The sequence below is a fragment of the Clostridium sp. D33t1_170424_F3 genome, assembly GCF_015667585.1.
GTDB lineage: Bacteria > Bacillota > Clostridia > Oscillospirales > Acutalibacteraceae > Anaeromassilibacillus.
The window spans coordinates 26,596-42,466 of the sequence record NZ_JADPEG010000001.1; the positions used below are offsets into that span (position 1 = coordinate 26,596).

A 15,871-nucleotide genomic window follows, 5' to 3' on the forward strand; every position below is an offset into this window, starting at 1 on the left:
AGTATGGATAAAGATACAGCAAAACAGCAAATACAAGAATTGACTGCGCAGATCAACTATCACAACCAAAAATATTATGTGGAAGACGCGCCGGAAATAGATGACTACGAATACGATATGCTGTACCGTCAGCTGCAGCAGCTGGAAAACGCGTATCCGGACCTGATTGCACCGGATTCCCCCACACAGCGTGTGGGCGGCGTTCCGTTAAATACGTTTGAAAAGGTAGAGCATACCGTTCCACTAGAAAGCCTGCACGACTCTTTTTCGGAAGAAGAGCTGGTGGATTTCGACCGTCGTGTCCGCGGTGTGGTGGAAGAACCCGTTTATATTGTTGAACCCAAATTTGACGGGCTGTCTGTGGCCCTGGAATACCGGGACGGCCTGTTTGTGCGGGGGTCCACCCGGGGAGACGGCTTGGTGGGAGAGGATGTGACGGAAAACATCCGGACCATTCGCACCGTGCCGCTGAAGCTGAACCGTGAGGTGCCTTTTTTAGAGGTGCGCGGCGAAGTCTATATGTCTCACGAAAGCTTCTATATGCTGGCGGCGCGCCAGGAACTCAACGATGAAAAGCCCTTTAAGAATCCGCGAAACGCGGCGGCCGGTTCCCTGCGGCAAAAGGACTCCCGGGTAACGGCAAGCCGCACTTTGGATATTTTTGTCTTTAATATTCAACAGGTCAATGGCATGGAACTGCATTACCATGACGAGTCTCTGAATGCGCTGAAAGAGCTTGGCTTTACCGTCCCGCCGTTTTATAAAGCCTGCCATACCATACAGGAAGTCATCGAGGAAGTCCATCGGATTGGGGAACTGCGTGGAACCTTGGGATATTCCATCGACGGCGCCGTCATCAAGGTAAACTCCTTTGCACAGCGTGAGCTGTTGGGCAGCACCTCTAAATTTCCCAAGTGGGCAGAAGCATATAAATATCCGCCGGAAGAAAAAGAAACCAAGCTTCTGAATATTGAGATCAACGTGGGACGTACAGGCGTATTGACGCCGACCGGTTTGTTTGAACCCATTACGCTGGCCGGTACGACGGTCAGCCGCGCGACTCTGCACAACCAGGATTTCATTGCGGAGAAGGATATCCGGGTAGGCGATACCGTTGTTTTACGAAAGGCAGGCGAGATCATTCCGGAAGTGGTTTCCGTGGTCGCGCATGAACCGGATTCCGAACCCTATCGTATCCCGGAGATCTGCCCTTCCTGTGGCGGCCCTGTCATACGGGAAGAAGGAGAAGCGGCGGCACGCTGCACAAATTCAGAATGCCCCGCGCAGCTGCTGCGCCATCTGATCCACTTCAGCAGCAGGGATGCAATGGATATTGACGGTTTGGGGCCAGCTGTTCTGGAACAACTGGTAGAACAGGCGCTGGTGTCGTCTCCCGCAGACCTGTATACCCTAACGCAGGAACAGGTGGAAGCTTTGGAGCGCATGGGGGAAAAGTCCTCCCAGAACCTGATCGATGCGATTGCCAATACAAAGGAAAACGATCTGTACCGGCTGATCTATGCGCTGGGGATACCACACATCGGTTTAAAGGCGGCAAAGCTTTTATCAGCACATTTTCGGACGATCGATGCTGTTTTTCAGGCTTCAGAGGAAGAGATCGCGGCGATTGACGGATTCGGTGCGATCATGGCGGAAAGCGTCCGGCAATATTTTGATCTCTCCAGCACGGCGCATCTGATTGGACGTCTGCGCGACGCCGGCGTGAATATGCTGAGTAAAACAGAAATCAGTGATAACCGCTTTGCCGGCAAGACCTTTGTTTTAACAGGAACGCTGCCGACGCTGACACGCTCGGAAGCAACGGCGATCATAGAAAAGCTGGGAGGAAAAGTGAGCGGCAGCGTCTCAAAGAAGACCGGTTACGTATTGGCGGGTGAAGAGGCAGGAAGCAAACTTTTAAAGGCACAGCAGATCGGCATTCCCATCCTCTCAGAAGACGAATTTCAGCAGATGATATTATAAAGAAATACCACGCAGATTTTGTTCTGCGTGGTATTTCTTTATAATATGAAAATGGCCGGATCCTTCACCTCTGAACATAATAAAAACTATTTTTCTGCCGGGTCAGCCGGAAAGTACTCAGGAACCGGAAAACTTAACTATCTTAAAAAATTAATTTATCCATTAATATCATCAAATGCGTAATAATAGGACAAATTATTGGTTTCATTTCTGATATATGATATAATGTTTCTACAAATAGCTGCTGGTTTTTAGACTAAATTGTACAGAAAGGAGATGACAATTTACAGCTATTTGAAAGAGGAAATAAAGAATGGAGGAAAGATATGAAGAAACAATGGAAAGTTTTGCTTGCCATGCTGCTTGTTCTTCAAATGATTTTGCCGGGGTCGATTTTAGCGGGCGCCGTAGCAATATCACCGGAAAGCTCCGGCTACACACAGGACCTGGACGGCGATTTAACCGGACAGGATGTTGTGATTAATCCGGTCGATTTTGGAGCCGATCCAAGTGGAAAAGGGGACAGCGCCATTGCCATTTGGGATGCATTTGAAGCAGCCCGCAAAGCGACAGAAAACGGCGCTGCTTCCGTTACAGTAAGTTTCCCGAAGGGCGAGTATCATGTTTACAAGGATTACGCACAGAAGCGTGAATACCACACGTCCAACACCAACAGTACGGATCATCCGATTAAACCGATTGGTATTCTGATTGAGAATCAGAAGGACTTTACCATGGAAGGTAACGGCTCTCTCTTTATGATCCATGGCAACATGATGGCATTGGCCGTTGTAAAGTCCGAAAATGTCACTTTGCATGACTTTTCCTGGGATTTTGCCGTTCCGACGGTTTCTGAAATGAATGTCGTTGGGATGGGGACCGATGGCAGCCCTTACACTGATTTTTATATTCCAGCCTGCTTCCCCTATGAAATCTCCGGGAACACCCTGGTATGGCATAGTGAAAAGAGCCCCTATACCGGCCAGTATTATTGGACGGAAAGAGGCATTCATAACGCGTATTCGGTCGTGGCATATCAGCCGGAAGAGGAAATGTCCCGCGCCTACTTTACCAATCAGGGACCGTTCCAGAACGCGACCCGAATCGAACAGTTGGAAAACAACACCATTCGTATTTACTATTCCTCCCGTCCCGCCATGCAAAAGCAGGGGATGATTTTTGAATTGTGCAGCTCGGCGCATCGCGAGACCGCCGGCGCATTCTTCTGGGAAAGCACCGACGTCGTTGCAGACAGCATCAACGTGCATTTCCTGCACGGTTTTGGCTGGCTGACGCAGATGTGTACCAATGTCACCTATCGCAACTGCAACTTTATGCCGCGCGAAGGCACCGGTAAACGTACGGTCAGCTATGCGGACGGCATCCATGCTTCCGGAGCGGCGGGCGATTTCATCGTTGAGAACTGCAACTTTGCCAATACTCACGATGACCCGATCAATCTGCACGGTACCTTTACGCGTGTTGAGCAGAGAATCGACGACCATACATTGCAGCTCAAGTATATTCATGCGCAGCAGGGCGGTTTCCCACAGTTCCATGTGGGGGACAAGGTGGTGTTTTACACCAGAGACCTGTTGACTTCTACTGACAATGAAACGGAATATACGGTTTCCGAGGTCATCTCCAATCCGGGTGAAAGCGGCAACGACCTGAAAACCATGGTGGTCAAATTCGCGGAGACGCTCCCGGAAAACCTTTCGGAGAGAATTGGAGATAACCTCAACCGCCAACCGCGCTTTGTATGTGAAAACATCACCTTCGCACCGAAGGTGACAATCCGCGGGAACACCTTCAAAAATGTGACCACCCGCGGCATCCTCTGTACGACCAGAAATCCGGTCCTGATTGAGGATAATTCATTCCTGAACATGTCTATGGCGACCATTTATCTGTCCAACGACTCCGATGAGTGGTACGAATCCGGACCGATTCGGGACATGACCATCCGCAACAACGAATTCTATATCAAGTCCATCGGCAGAACCTCCTGGGAGTATGCGCCGGCCATCTATATCCACCCGATTACAAAGGGCGGCGGGCTTCCGGACCCCAATGAGGCAATTCATAAAAACATTACCATTGAGGGCAATACGTTCAACATGGACCTTGACTGCGTTGTCAAGGCGGAGAGCGTGGAAAACCTGACCATCAAAAACAATACAGTGCTCCGCTACAACCCGGACGTACAGCTTGCCGTCAGCGCAGACACGCAGACGCTGCAGCCCGGCGCTTCTGTCAAATTGGCAACGAACGCCACTGCAAACAGCAACACCGGAACAGCGGGACAGGGGAACACCCCCAATAACAATTACGACAATCTGTATGAGTTTACAAAGTGCAAGAATGTTGTAATTGAAGGGAACACCTACGATGACGGTTTAAAAAAGTATGCGGTTCTGCGCAATGCGGCGGACAGCGCGGATGAAATCCATGTGATCAATGATCCTACGGTTGTAACGCGCAACCGCAACGAAGCGCCTTCTGAAGCGCTGCATGTACAGTATGCAACCACGGACGCCTCGATCGCAACGGTGGACGAGTCCGGCCTTGTTACGGCGCTGAAGCCCGGCGCGGTGGATGTATACGCCTACTACGAGTGGAATGGTTCCGTTTTGCATTCGGAGCCGGTCCGCATCACCGTGGAAGGAACCGAAGCGCCCAAGGCCAGCAAGGTGACAATTGCGGGAGAGGATAATATCCGCCTCGACGCCATCGGTGCGACACATCTGTTCACGGCCTCCGTAGAAGGCACAGATGCAACGCCGTCGTGGACGGTTGCAGACTTTAAGACCGGCGGAATAACCGTCTGTGCAACCATAGACGCCAACGGCGTTTTGACCGCGCAGGCTCCCGGTATCGTTACGGTCAAAGCATCCGTCGGAGAAGTCAGCGATACCCGTACGGTGATCATTTCCCCGCTGCATTTTGACGCGCTGCGTCCGGAGTTCTCCATTGTACGTGAGAACACAAGCGATTATGCGATCGACGCGGCGGGCGAGACGCTCACTATGATCATGCGGAATACAGACCTGTACCAGCAGGACAACAACGCACAGGTATTCCTGTATGACATCCCCTCCGGTGTGGACAAAGATGATCTTTGGACAGCCGTCCACGTGGATAACCTGCCGGTCAAAAAGGCAAATTCATGGGATACCGCATCATTCCTGCTCTATAAAGACGACGATAACTATGTGACCGTCGGAAAGAAAAATCATTTTAATGGTTTTGCGGTTGTAAACGAAAAGAACAGAGTCGCAGCAGAAATCGGAGAAACCGGCACGACAAACAATGCGGTTACCTCCGCCGATCTGGCGTTCCATAAGTCTGGAAATACAATTAAAATGTATTACAAGGTGGACGGTGGACAATGGACGGAGTGGATTGGCACAGACGCTTCCGCGATTACGGACTCCGCCATTGGAAGCAGCTTCAAAATCGGTTTTGCCGTGTGGGGCGGCATTGGAGCCGGCACCCAGGTGCAGTACTCCAACTTCCGTGTGTCGGACGGCGCTTCTGTTTCCTCCGCAGCGGATCTGGATACGCTGGCGTCAATTCCTTTTAAGGGCTACGACAATCAGGCGCCTTCCGTAACGGAGCTGACGTTTGAGCAAGCGTCCTACACCGCGGGCGATACCGCACGCGTAACCTATCGCTACAGCGATCCGGAAAACCATGCGGAAGCCGGTTCCCTGTATCGTTGGGAATTGAAAGACGCTGCCGGTAATACTTCCGTACAGGTGATGGATGAAAACGCCTACATCGCCGGCGCTGCTGGAGAATTGACTTGTACGGTATATCCCGTAGATGCTTACAATGCCATCGGAAATGCGGTTTCCGGCACGGTGACCGTCAATCCGGCGCCGCAGGCGGACCTGGCGCTCAGTGCGATCACGATTAATGATGTGCTTGTAAAAGATTTTGCAGCGGATCGGTTCGCTTATGAAGCCAAGACGCCCGGCACGGTATCCACCGTGAAGTTGGGCTATGTAAGCAAAAATGCGGGCGAGGGCAGCATCGCCGTTCTGGTGGACGGGGAAGAGCAGTCCGGCCTGTCAAACAGCGGCAGCCTTAACGTTCCGGTGGGAAGCATCGTTACCCTGCGCCGCGATGCGGACCATACCTATACGGTGAAGCTTGTCAAAGCGAAAAACAGCGCGGTTGCGATCCAGGAAATTTCTGTTCCGGAGATTGGATTCGACGTGAGCGCGCCCATACCGAACAGCAGCCTTACCGTAGTAAACGCGGATCAGAAGTATGTGACGCTGGAGGTATCCGCGGCGCTGAATGGCGGAGAACTGGTCGTCACCAGAGACGAAGCGCGTACGCCGCTGACTGTAGAGGATCATGGCGACGGGACTTACCGTGTGGATGTTGTTCTGCAGCCCGGCCTCAATTCCTTCTATGTAAAAGCGATTGCAGAGGACGGTGTTTTTGAGGAACAGCGTATGGTACATATCACACGCAAAGCCGGTACCGATGCATCTCTGTTCGGCGTAAACGTGGACGGAGAAGCGCTGGCAGGCTTTAATCCGGATGAAACGGAATACCAATACATCCTCTCCAATGCCAACGAAGCTTCTATTGATCTTGAAGCAGCGTTAGCTGATAAAGAAGCAACCTGTTCCATCACGGTCAACGGTGTGCGGACAGAAGGAACCAGTGTTTCTGTCGACGATCTGAAGATCGGCTTGAATACGGTCATCATTGCGGTAAAAGCCGACGACGGAATGACTACCCGCTATTATACCCTGAACGTTACGGCGCCCAACGACGCCAACGCGAAACTTTTGAAGCTCCAGGTTGACGGTGCGTCGCTGTCCTCCGTATTCCAGCCGGACGTGTTCGCATATGGCCTGCATATCAAGGCCGATGCACTGACCTTCACGGCGACGGCACAGGAAAAGGACGCCACAGTCATTATCAACAGCAATGGTACTCTGCGCGTTGGCACAGGCTCCGCCGCCTTCACCGGCGCGGCTGTCTATGAAGGCGCAAACGAAACCACCGTTACCGTTATCTCTCCGGATCGCACTAGCACAGAGGTTTACCGTCTCAACGGAGACGTCGAACCGGTGCAGTATGCATCCGACCTCACTTATGAGAGCGCAAGTACCGTAGGCTACGGTTCCATTCAATTGGATAAGAGCAGCGACGGAAAAACGCTTACCCTCAAAGGAGAAGACGGCGGATCGGCTACCTATGAAAGAGGCCTCGGCACGCACGCCAACTCCACCATTATTTACAACATTGACGGTGCGGGCTATACCCGATTCCAGGCGGTTGTGGGCGTTGATCAGGAAGTGGGAGACACTACCTATCCGAACCTGGTCTTTGAAGTCACCGTCGACGGTGCAAGCCTGTTTAAGAGCGAAACAATGTATGTCGATACGCCCCAGGCGAAAATTGACGTTGCCATTCCGGAAAATGCAAAAGAAATTCGTCTGATCGTCACACAGGCGCTGAACTCCAACTGGAGCGCGCATGCGGACTGGGCAGACGCAAAATTCAGCAAAACGCTTCCGGAGCGTCCCAAAACCGATCGCACTGCCCTGAACGAAACCGTTCTAGAAGCATTACAGCTGGATCCGGATCAGTATACACAGAGTTCCTGGAACGCTGTAAAAGAAGCGCTTGCAGCGGCTGCAGATCTGGCGGAAACCGCAGCACAGGGCGATATTGACCACGCGGCGGAAGCTCTTTCTGCGGCAATTGAAAACCTGGACAAGCCGGTACAGGGAACGCACATGGTAATCGTTACCTATCCGGGCAACGCTGTTCTGCAGTCTGTAGAAGGCGAGGCGGAGGAAATCCTCTCCGCGAACGGGATCTACTCGGCGAAGGCGGAAACCGGAGCGCAGTTGACGTTCCAGTTTGTGCCTACCTATGAGAATCGGACCTTCACCTCCGCTCTGCTGGGAGAGCAGGCAATTGATTTCTCTGCGGAACTTTGCACGTACACATTTACCGTCGGCAGCGAGGACGCCAAGCTAAACTTTGTGTTTACCGTTGTGGACCGGCAGATATTGCGCACTGTGATCGAGCAGGCTGAGCTGCTTGACGGCGGAGAGGAATACCTGGCCGCAGTTCCGACGGTACAGAAGAAATTTGATACGGCACTCAAAGCGGCGAAAGATGTAGACAAAAAGGCGAACGCCACACAGGAAGAGATTAACAAAGCCTGGAAGGAACTGCTGGATGCGATCCACCTTCTTAGCTTTACCGCTGGCGATCCGGCTGAACTGAACCATCTGCTGGAAATTGCAGAGGGTTTGACTGAGAGCGATTTCACCGCTGCTTCCTGGGAAAATCTGCAGACCGCTGTTGCCGAGTCAAAGGAAGCGGTTGATACTGATGAACCTCTTGAAGCAGAGCTTGAAAAGGCTTATGATACCCTGTATCAGGCGATGGTCGACCTGGAATACAAAGCGGACAGAAGCGTTCTGGAAATGCTGATTGCACAGGCGCAGGAGATTCGTGAAGTCCTGGAGGACGAATATCTGGAAATTGGCAGAGAGGCGTTCTTGGATGCGTTGGATGCAGCGGAAAAACTGGATCAGGACGCTGGCCAGAAAGCCGTTGATCAGGCTGCCTCGGACCTCTATACGGCGATTGCAAACCTGCGATTGATTCCGGATAAGACGGCTCTGACAAAACTGGTTGAAAAGGCTGAGCAAATCGACACCTCCGGTTACACGCCGTCCAGCGTTGCCGCATTTAAAGCGGCACTGAAACTGGCGCGCACGGTTCTGGCAGGCAACACCTACAGCCAGACGGAGGTAAACAGTGCCTACGATGGCCTGAATCTCCGGATCGACGGCCTGAAAGTCAAGGACACCGGGAAAACTTCTTCCAGCAGTACCGCAAGCGCACGCAAGGACAACACCTATGGGGCAAACGGCACGGCGTTGGTGAATGCCACGCAAAGTATTTCCACTGCTCCGTATGTGCTCTCCGATACGACTTTACCGTTCACGCTGAAGAGAGGAACCGCCTATTGCTTTAAGATGACCGTTGTAAACGGAGAAGCGGCGGCCCCCAACTTTACGGTTGGCAACGGCAGCGTATTGAAGACACAGTTTGTCACAAAGATCGGCAATGCATACTATTACCGCGTTTGGGCGACCGGCACACCGGGCACCAGCACAGGCGTATATACGCAGCTGCCGGGTCAGGAGCCGCGCAAGCATTGCGATGTAACCGTCGCTTAAATGTGCGTGTTCCATACCCATTGATGAAGTCCCAGATATGAAAAGGTCCCCGCACAGCGAGTTTGCTGTGCGGGGACCTTGCTTTTTATGAGTTGCGGAGATAAATCAAAACCTGCCCATCTGACACGTGGGTTTCATGAAAAAGTCTGATTTCAAATTTATCTTATGAATCAGCCTTTCCTTCCAGTTGCAAAAAAGCGGCAACTTCTTGAAAAAGCCTGTCCCGTTCCGGGCCGAGCGTACAGACGTGTGGACTGTCCGGCAGGGTATACAGGCGTTTATTTACAGAAGCGGTTTGCCGCAGGATGATCTCCGCGCTTTCCGGGCATACCGTAGCGTCCTTTCCCGCACGTACAATCAACAGCGGACAATGGATGTTTTTTAGCTGCTGGCGGGCTTTTTTCATCAGGATATTGAGCTGCTCAATACTGCGCAGCGGGGTACAGTCGTAACAGGCGTTGTATTCGTGCAAAAATCCAGGGTCCGGTTCGCGCGCTTTTTCTGTATAATACCGCATGACAGGGCGGACATATCTGGCAAAGCGGCTGGCGCGGTTCTGAACCTTCAGCGCTGCGCAAACAGGTACGGCGCGTGCTGCCGGACGCGTTGCCGCCACCAGAAGCGCCAATGCGCCTCCCATGGAAAGACCGACGACGCTGACGCTGTCACAAACCTGAACCAGCCTGTCATATCCCTTTTGCGCAGCAGAGAGCCAATCCCTCCAGGAACAGCGCTCCATCTCCGCGGCATTTGTACCGTGCCCCGGAAGCAGGATACCTTCCACCCGGCAGTCATATCGCGCAAGATATGTGCCTAACGGCAGCAGGGTGCCGGGCGTTGCCGTAAAGCCGTGGATCAGCAAAACGCCATTCCGGCTGGACTCGTTGAACGCAAAGGGCCGGCAGAGCAAATTCTGAGAGAGATCGTTCATACAGAAACGCCTTCTTCGTCTTCCAATGCAGCAGGAACCGTCTTTCTGGAGCCAAACCGCAGAAAAGACGGCTTTACCTCGGAGAGCAGGATAGCGGCAAAAATCAGGACAAATCCAACCAGGATACGCGGTGTCAGCTGCTCATGCAGGAAGATCGCACCGCAGAGACAGCCGAATACGGATTCCAATGACATGATCAACGATGCTTTGGAGGCCGAGACATATTTTTGACAGACGGTTTGCAACAGCAGCGCAATCATCGTACTGAAAACACCCAGATATAAAATGAAGTTGATGGAATCCTGGCTGATACTGGTGGGGATCGGTTCCATCACGAGGGATGTCACGCCCGCAAACAGTGCCGCAAAGATAAACTGCGTGATGGAAAGCAGAATAGGATTATGCTTTTGGGTTAAAATAGCAGCAGCCACAATCTGCGCGGTAAAGCCAATGCCGCCAAGGAGAGAAAAAGCGTCTCCGGTATTGATAGAGAAGTCCGCGTTCAGGGATAAAAAACCGATGCCGACCATACAGATCACCGCGGCGGAGACGTTGTATCCGTCCGGCTTCTGTTTTTTAACAATCCAGTATAAAAAGGGAACGAGCACAACATAGATTGCCGTCAGAAAAGCGTTTTTTCCCGCTGTTGTATATTTTGCGCCCAAAGTCTGTAAATAAAACGCGATATAGTACAAAAATCCAGCAAGGATTCCCGCTTTTACACAGCCCTTGTCAATCTCCTTCAGCTTTTTAAAGAAGATCACGCACATCAATATGGCAGCGATGCCAAAACGGAGCGCGACAATCGCCGCAGGCTCCAGGCTGCCGGTCGCGCTTTTCACCACAACAAAACCGCTGCCCCAGATGATCGTAACCAGCAGCAGGCCAAATTCTGAGAGAACCGATTTCTTTTTTGCGTCCAAAAATACCCCACCTCATCCATTTTTATCGCTTCTTAATACAATGCCCTGATTATAGCATTTCAGCGATTTAAAGACAAGTTTGTCCATCGACAAAATTCATGCATAAATAGTCGTTCCTTTTGCATGTTCATAGATTTTTCAAGGATTCTTTCTTTCCTAACAGCAGGCAGTGTGCTATAATAGATTCTGACTTTAACATGGAGATGATGGAATGATAGGAATTGAGCAACGTACCATCTGTGACGGTGTCAATTTTAGAAGCATCCGTGATAACAAATTTAAAACTGTTCGTATGTCCGTACATCTGGTCGTGCCGATGAGTCGGACCGCAGCGGCGGAAAACGCTCTGGTACCGTTTCTGTTGAGCCGCGCCAGCAGGGAATATCCCGACTATACAAAACTGGGCCAGCGTTTGGCGGAACTGTACGGTGCGTCCTTAAACGCGGACGTTCAAAAGCTGGGGGACCTGCAGGTGCTGACCATCTCCGCATGCGGCCTTGCGGACCGGTATGCACTGGACGGGGAATCGATTTCCAGAGAGCTGGGAGACCTTCTCTGCAGCATCCTGTTTGATCCGCCGTTTGAAGACGGCCTGTTCCCGCAGGATGGGTTTGAACAGGAAAAGCGCCAGACCATCGAATTGATCGATTCTGAATTTAATGATAAGCGCACCTATGCGCGCCAGCGCTGCGAAGCGCTTATGTGCAAAAATGAGCCGTTTGGTATCAGCCGGTACGGGAGCAAAGAGGATATATGCAATTTGCAGCGTTCTGCTATCACTGATGCATGGAACGCTTTGATTCGCCGCGCGCGCGTGGAGGTAACGGTTCTGGGCGACTGTGATCCGGAACCGGTATATGAAGGCTTTTCACAGGCGTTCCGGAAAGCGGGTCGCGAATCGGTTGTCGGCTGCCCTAATACGGTGGTACGCTGTGCGGAAACCGTCAATGAAGTCACTGAAAAAATGGATGTGGCACAGGGAAAACTGGTGCTTGGCTTCCGAACGGGAACAGCGATGCCAGAGGAGGCGGTTCCTGCCGTCAAACTGATGACTGCGCTGTACGGCGGAACGCCGAATTCCAAATTGTTTTTAAACGTTCGCGAAAAACTGAGCCTCTGTTATTATTGCAGCGCACAGTTTAACAGCATGAAAGGTATTATGCTGGTGCAGAGCGGCGTAGAGACGGAAAACATGCAGAAGGCCAGGGAAGAGATCCTCCGCCAGCTGGATGAGGTGAAAAAAGGTAACTTCGACGACAGCGAGATCGAAGCGGCCAAAATGAGCCTGGCGAACAGCTACCGCACGTTATCGGATTCTCTTGGCGGGCTTGACAACTGGTATCTTTCGCAGACTTTTGCCAATCAGATCCAGCGGCCGGAAGAAGCGGCGGCTTGCATCAATGCCGTTACAAGGCAGGAAATCATTGATGCGGCGAACCGGGTTACCTTGGACACCGTCTATTGTCTGGTTGGAAACGGGGAGGATGCACAATGAATATGATCAGAGAAGTAAAGAGCGCCCGCGTGGGAGATCGGTATTATGAAGTCAAGCACCCATCCGGCCTGCGTATCTTTGTGTATCCCAAGGAACAGAATAATTCCACCTATGCGGTGTTTGGAACCAAATACGGCTCTGTAGATACTACATTTAAACGCTCCGACGAGGCGGAGGCCTGTACGGTGCCGGAGGGAATCGCACATTATCTGGAGCACAAGCTTTTTGAAAGTGAAGACGGCGACGCCTTTGCACGCTATGCAAAAACAGGTGCCAACGCAAATGCGTATACGTCTTTTGACGTCACTTGCTATCTGTTCTCCTGCACGGAAAATGTTTATGAATCGTTGGAGATTCTTCTGGACTTTGTACAGTCCCCGTATTTTACCGAGCAAACCGTTCAAAAAGAGCAGGGTATCATCGGCCAAGAAATCCGCATGTATGACGACGATCCCCAGTGGCGCGTCATGTTCAACTTGCTGGAGGCCTTGTACCACACCCATCCGGTCAAAATCGATATTGCGGGTACGGTGGAAAGCATTGCGAAGATTACGCCGGAGCTTTTATACCGTTGCTATCATACGTTCTATAACCTGAACAATATGGTTCTCTGTGTGGCCGGTAATATTGACGTCAACAAGGTGCTGGAGCTCTGCGATAAACTGTTGAAGCCTTCCGCACCGGTAGAAATCGAGCGCATCTTTGAAAAAGAGCCGCTTGAAATTGTAAAGCCGTATGTGGAGCAGAAGCTTTCTGTTGTGACGCCGCTGTTTCAGCTGGGCTTCAAGGAAGACGCTGGGAACCGCCGCCGCACGGCAAAAGAGCTGGCGGAGACGGAGATTCTTTTGGAAGCGATGGCGTCCGACGCATCCCCGCTGTTCCGCAGGCTTTTAGATGCGGAGCTGGTCAACGAGTCCTCCTTTGGATACGAATATTTTGAAGGCCCCGGCTATGCCAGCGTAATTTTTTCCGGTGAATCCAAAAATCCAAAGCTCGTGGCAGAAGAGATTATAAAAGAGGCGGAGAGATTGCGCAGGGAAGGTTTGGATGAACCGGCGTTCCAGCGTTCCCAAAAAGCGCTGTACGGAAGAACCGTTTCCGCTTTAAACAGTGTTGATAGTATAGCAAATTCCATGGCTTCCTTTGCTTTTACAGGTCGGGAGTTATTCTCCTACATTGACGAGATTGCCAACGCGGATTTGCAATCGGTGCAGCGCCGGCTGGACTCCCAGCTCCTTGCGGACTTTGCAGCGCTGTCCGTCGTAAACCCGGCTGAATAAGAATAAAGGTTGAACCGCCAGGCTTCCCGCGCGAGGCTTGGCGGCTTTCCTGATTTTTCGGATCGCGCGGGAAAGGTGGAAAATATGTATAACGTACAATTTCCGAAGCTCGGGTGGGAGTTTCACGTGCAAGAAACGGCATTTCAAATTGGCAACGCGCCGATCGCATGGTATGGTATTATCATCGCGGTGGGCTTTATGCTCGCGTTTCTGTATGCGATGGCGAGCTGTAAAAAGATGCGCATTAACGCGGACAAGCTGGTCAACTGCGTCCTGGTCGGGATGATCACAGGCATCATTGGCGCAAGACTTTACTATGTCATTTTTTATCCTGGAAACAAATATTTGAATAACCCGATGGAAATTTTTAATATCCGCGAGGGCGGTCTCGGCATCTACGGCGGCATCATTGGCGGACTGTTAGGCGGCGTGCTCACCGCAAAGCTGTGCAAGCTGAAAGTGCCTGCCGTACTGGACATTGCATCCCTGGGCTTTTTAATTGGCCAATGCATCGGCCGCTGGGGCAACTTTGTAAACCAGGAGGCCTTTGGAAGCCAGACCGACCTTCCATGGGGAATGGTCAGCGAAGGAACGCGCGCGGTCGTCAACGGACCCGTGCATCCCTGCTTCTTTTATGAGTCCCTGTGGTGCCTGATCGGATTTGTCCTGCTACATATTTTCTGCCGTAAGTTCAGAAGATATGACGGGCAGGTCTTTCTGCTTTATTCTGTCTGGTATGGCATCGGCCGTTTCTTCATTGAAGGACTCCGTACAGACAGCCTCCTGACGCCGTTCGCCAATCTGCGCGTTTCCCAGCTGGTTGCGGCGGTCGCCGTTATCGCCGGTGTAATTTTGCTGGTTGTGTTTCGCAACCGCACAACGCTTTCCGGATGCGGTTCCGCAGAAGTCATTGCGCTGAACGCGTTGCGGGAGGACGTGCCGGAGGACCTGATTCAGGCAGATGCGTTTCCCACTGATACAGAAGACGCAGTAAAAACAGACCGTCTGGAAGAGGGGATTGCTTCCGAACCGGAAGAGGACCTCACACCATTGGAATCGTTCTCAAAAGAGTCATTGGTAAATCCCGAACCGTCAGAAGACGCCTTGGAAAAGGATATGGATACAGAGGAAGATAAAGAATAAGGGATAACAGGAGGAATTGGTATGGCTAATTTGATTGATGGAAAAGCAGTATCCGCAAGTGTTCGCGCACAGGTGGCGCAGGAAACAAAGGAGTTGATTGCGAAAGGCGTTACACCGGGACTGGCAGTTGTCATTGTGGGAGACGATCCCGCTTCCCGGACCTATGTCAACAACAAAAAGAAAGCCTGCGCGGAAACGGGCATCCACTCGGAGGAATATGCCCTTCCCGCAGCCACCTCTCAGGAAGAACTGACGCACCTGATCGATGAACTGAACGCGAAAAAGGAGATCAACGGCATTCTGGTGCAATCTCCTCTGCCGAAGGGACTGGACGAAAAGGCGGTTGTGGACGCAATCCTTCCGGAAAAGGACGTGGATGCGTTCCATCCCTCCAATGTTGGGCGCATTATGATCGGCAATTTCCATTATTTGCCCTGTACGCCGGCCGGAATCATTGAGCTGATCCACTCCCAGAACATTGAGATTCAGGGGAAGAACTGCGTTGTAATCGGGCGCAGCAATATTGTAGGAAAACCTATGGCAATGCTCCTCCTGCACAATAACGGAACGGTCACGATCTGTCACAGCAAGACAAAGAATTTGAAGGAGGTCTGCCAGCAGGCGGATATTCTGGTTGCGGCAGTCGGCAAGCCCAAATTCGTCACAGCGGATATGGTCAAGCCCGGCGCGGTCGTCATCGATGTTGGCATGGACCGCGACGAAAACGGGAAATTGTGCGGCGACGTCGATTTTGCAGAAGTTGAAAAGATTGCCGGTTATATTACGCCGGTGCCCGGCGGCGTCGGCCCAATGACCATCGCCATGCTGCTGCGCAACACCATAACGGCCGCAAAATTACAGAACGGACTGATGGAATAATATCT

8 protein-coding genes are annotated in these 15,871 nt (G+C 51.8%); 6 read left to right on the forward strand and 2 right to left on the reverse strand.

Annotated elements, in window-relative coordinates:
- Positions 1–3 precede the first annotated feature (3 nt).
- Positions 4–1,983, forward strand: a complete 1,980-nt coding sequence (gene ligA, locus I4V53_RS00135) for an NAD-dependent DNA ligase LigA (protein WP_195983412.1) — start codon at positions 4–6, stop codon at positions 1,981–1,983.
- Positions 1,984–2,309: 326 nt separating this feature from the next.
- Positions 2,310–9,215, forward strand: a complete 6,906-nt coding sequence (locus I4V53_RS00140; RefSeq protein WP_195983413.1) for an NPCBM/NEW2 domain-containing protein — start codon at positions 2,310–2,312, stop codon at positions 9,213–9,215.
- 163 nt (positions 9,216–9,378) lie between these two features.
- Here the strand turns inward: I4V53_RS00140 and I4V53_RS00145 are convergent, their stop codons facing one another.
- Entirely contained in the window at positions 9,379–10,146 is a 768-nt protein-coding gene (locus I4V53_RS00145) for an alpha/beta hydrolase (protein ID WP_195983414.1), read from the reverse strand.
- A complete protein-coding gene (locus I4V53_RS00150) occupies positions 10,143–11,069 on the reverse strand; it encodes a DMT family transporter (protein ID WP_195983415.1) in 927 nt (308 codons plus the stop codon). The genes I4V53_RS00145 and I4V53_RS00150 overlap by 4 nt, the downstream gene beginning before the upstream one ends.
- A gap of 211 nt (positions 11,070–11,280) precedes the next feature.
- Between I4V53_RS00150 and yfmF the strand changes: the two genes are divergently transcribed.
- From yfmF to folD, 4 genes are all read left to right on the forward strand, one after another.
- Positions 11,281–12,564, forward strand: coding sequence for an EF-P 5-aminopentanol modification-associated protein YfmF (yfmF, locus tag I4V53_RS00155; protein WP_195983416.1), 1,284 nt, complete (start codon positions 11,281–11,283; stop codon positions 12,562–12,564).
- Positions 12,561–13,844 carry an EF-P 5-aminopentanol modification-associated protein YfmH gene (gene yfmH, locus I4V53_RS00160; RefSeq protein WP_195983417.1) on the forward strand — a complete coding sequence of 428 codons (1,284 nt, stop codon included), beginning with the start codon at positions 12,561–12,563 and terminating at the stop codon, positions 13,842–13,844. Before yfmF ends, yfmH begins: the two co-directional genes overlap by 4 nt.
- Positions 13,845–13,970: 126 nt before the next feature.
- Positions 13,971–14,987, forward strand: a complete 1,017-nt coding sequence (lgt, locus tag I4V53_RS00165; protein ID WP_353616448.1) for a prolipoprotein diacylglyceryl transferase — start codon at positions 13,971–13,973, stop codon at positions 14,985–14,987.
- A 21-nt stretch (positions 14,988–15,008) separates the two neighbouring features.
- Positions 15,009–15,866: a bifunctional methylenetetrahydrofolate dehydrogenase/methenyltetrahydrofolate cyclohydrolase FolD gene (folD, locus tag I4V53_RS00170; RefSeq protein WP_195983419.1), complete on the forward strand. Its 858-nt coding sequence runs from the start codon at positions 15,009–15,011 to the stop codon at positions 15,864–15,866.
- The last annotated feature ends 5 nt before the right edge of the window (positions 15,867–15,871 follow it).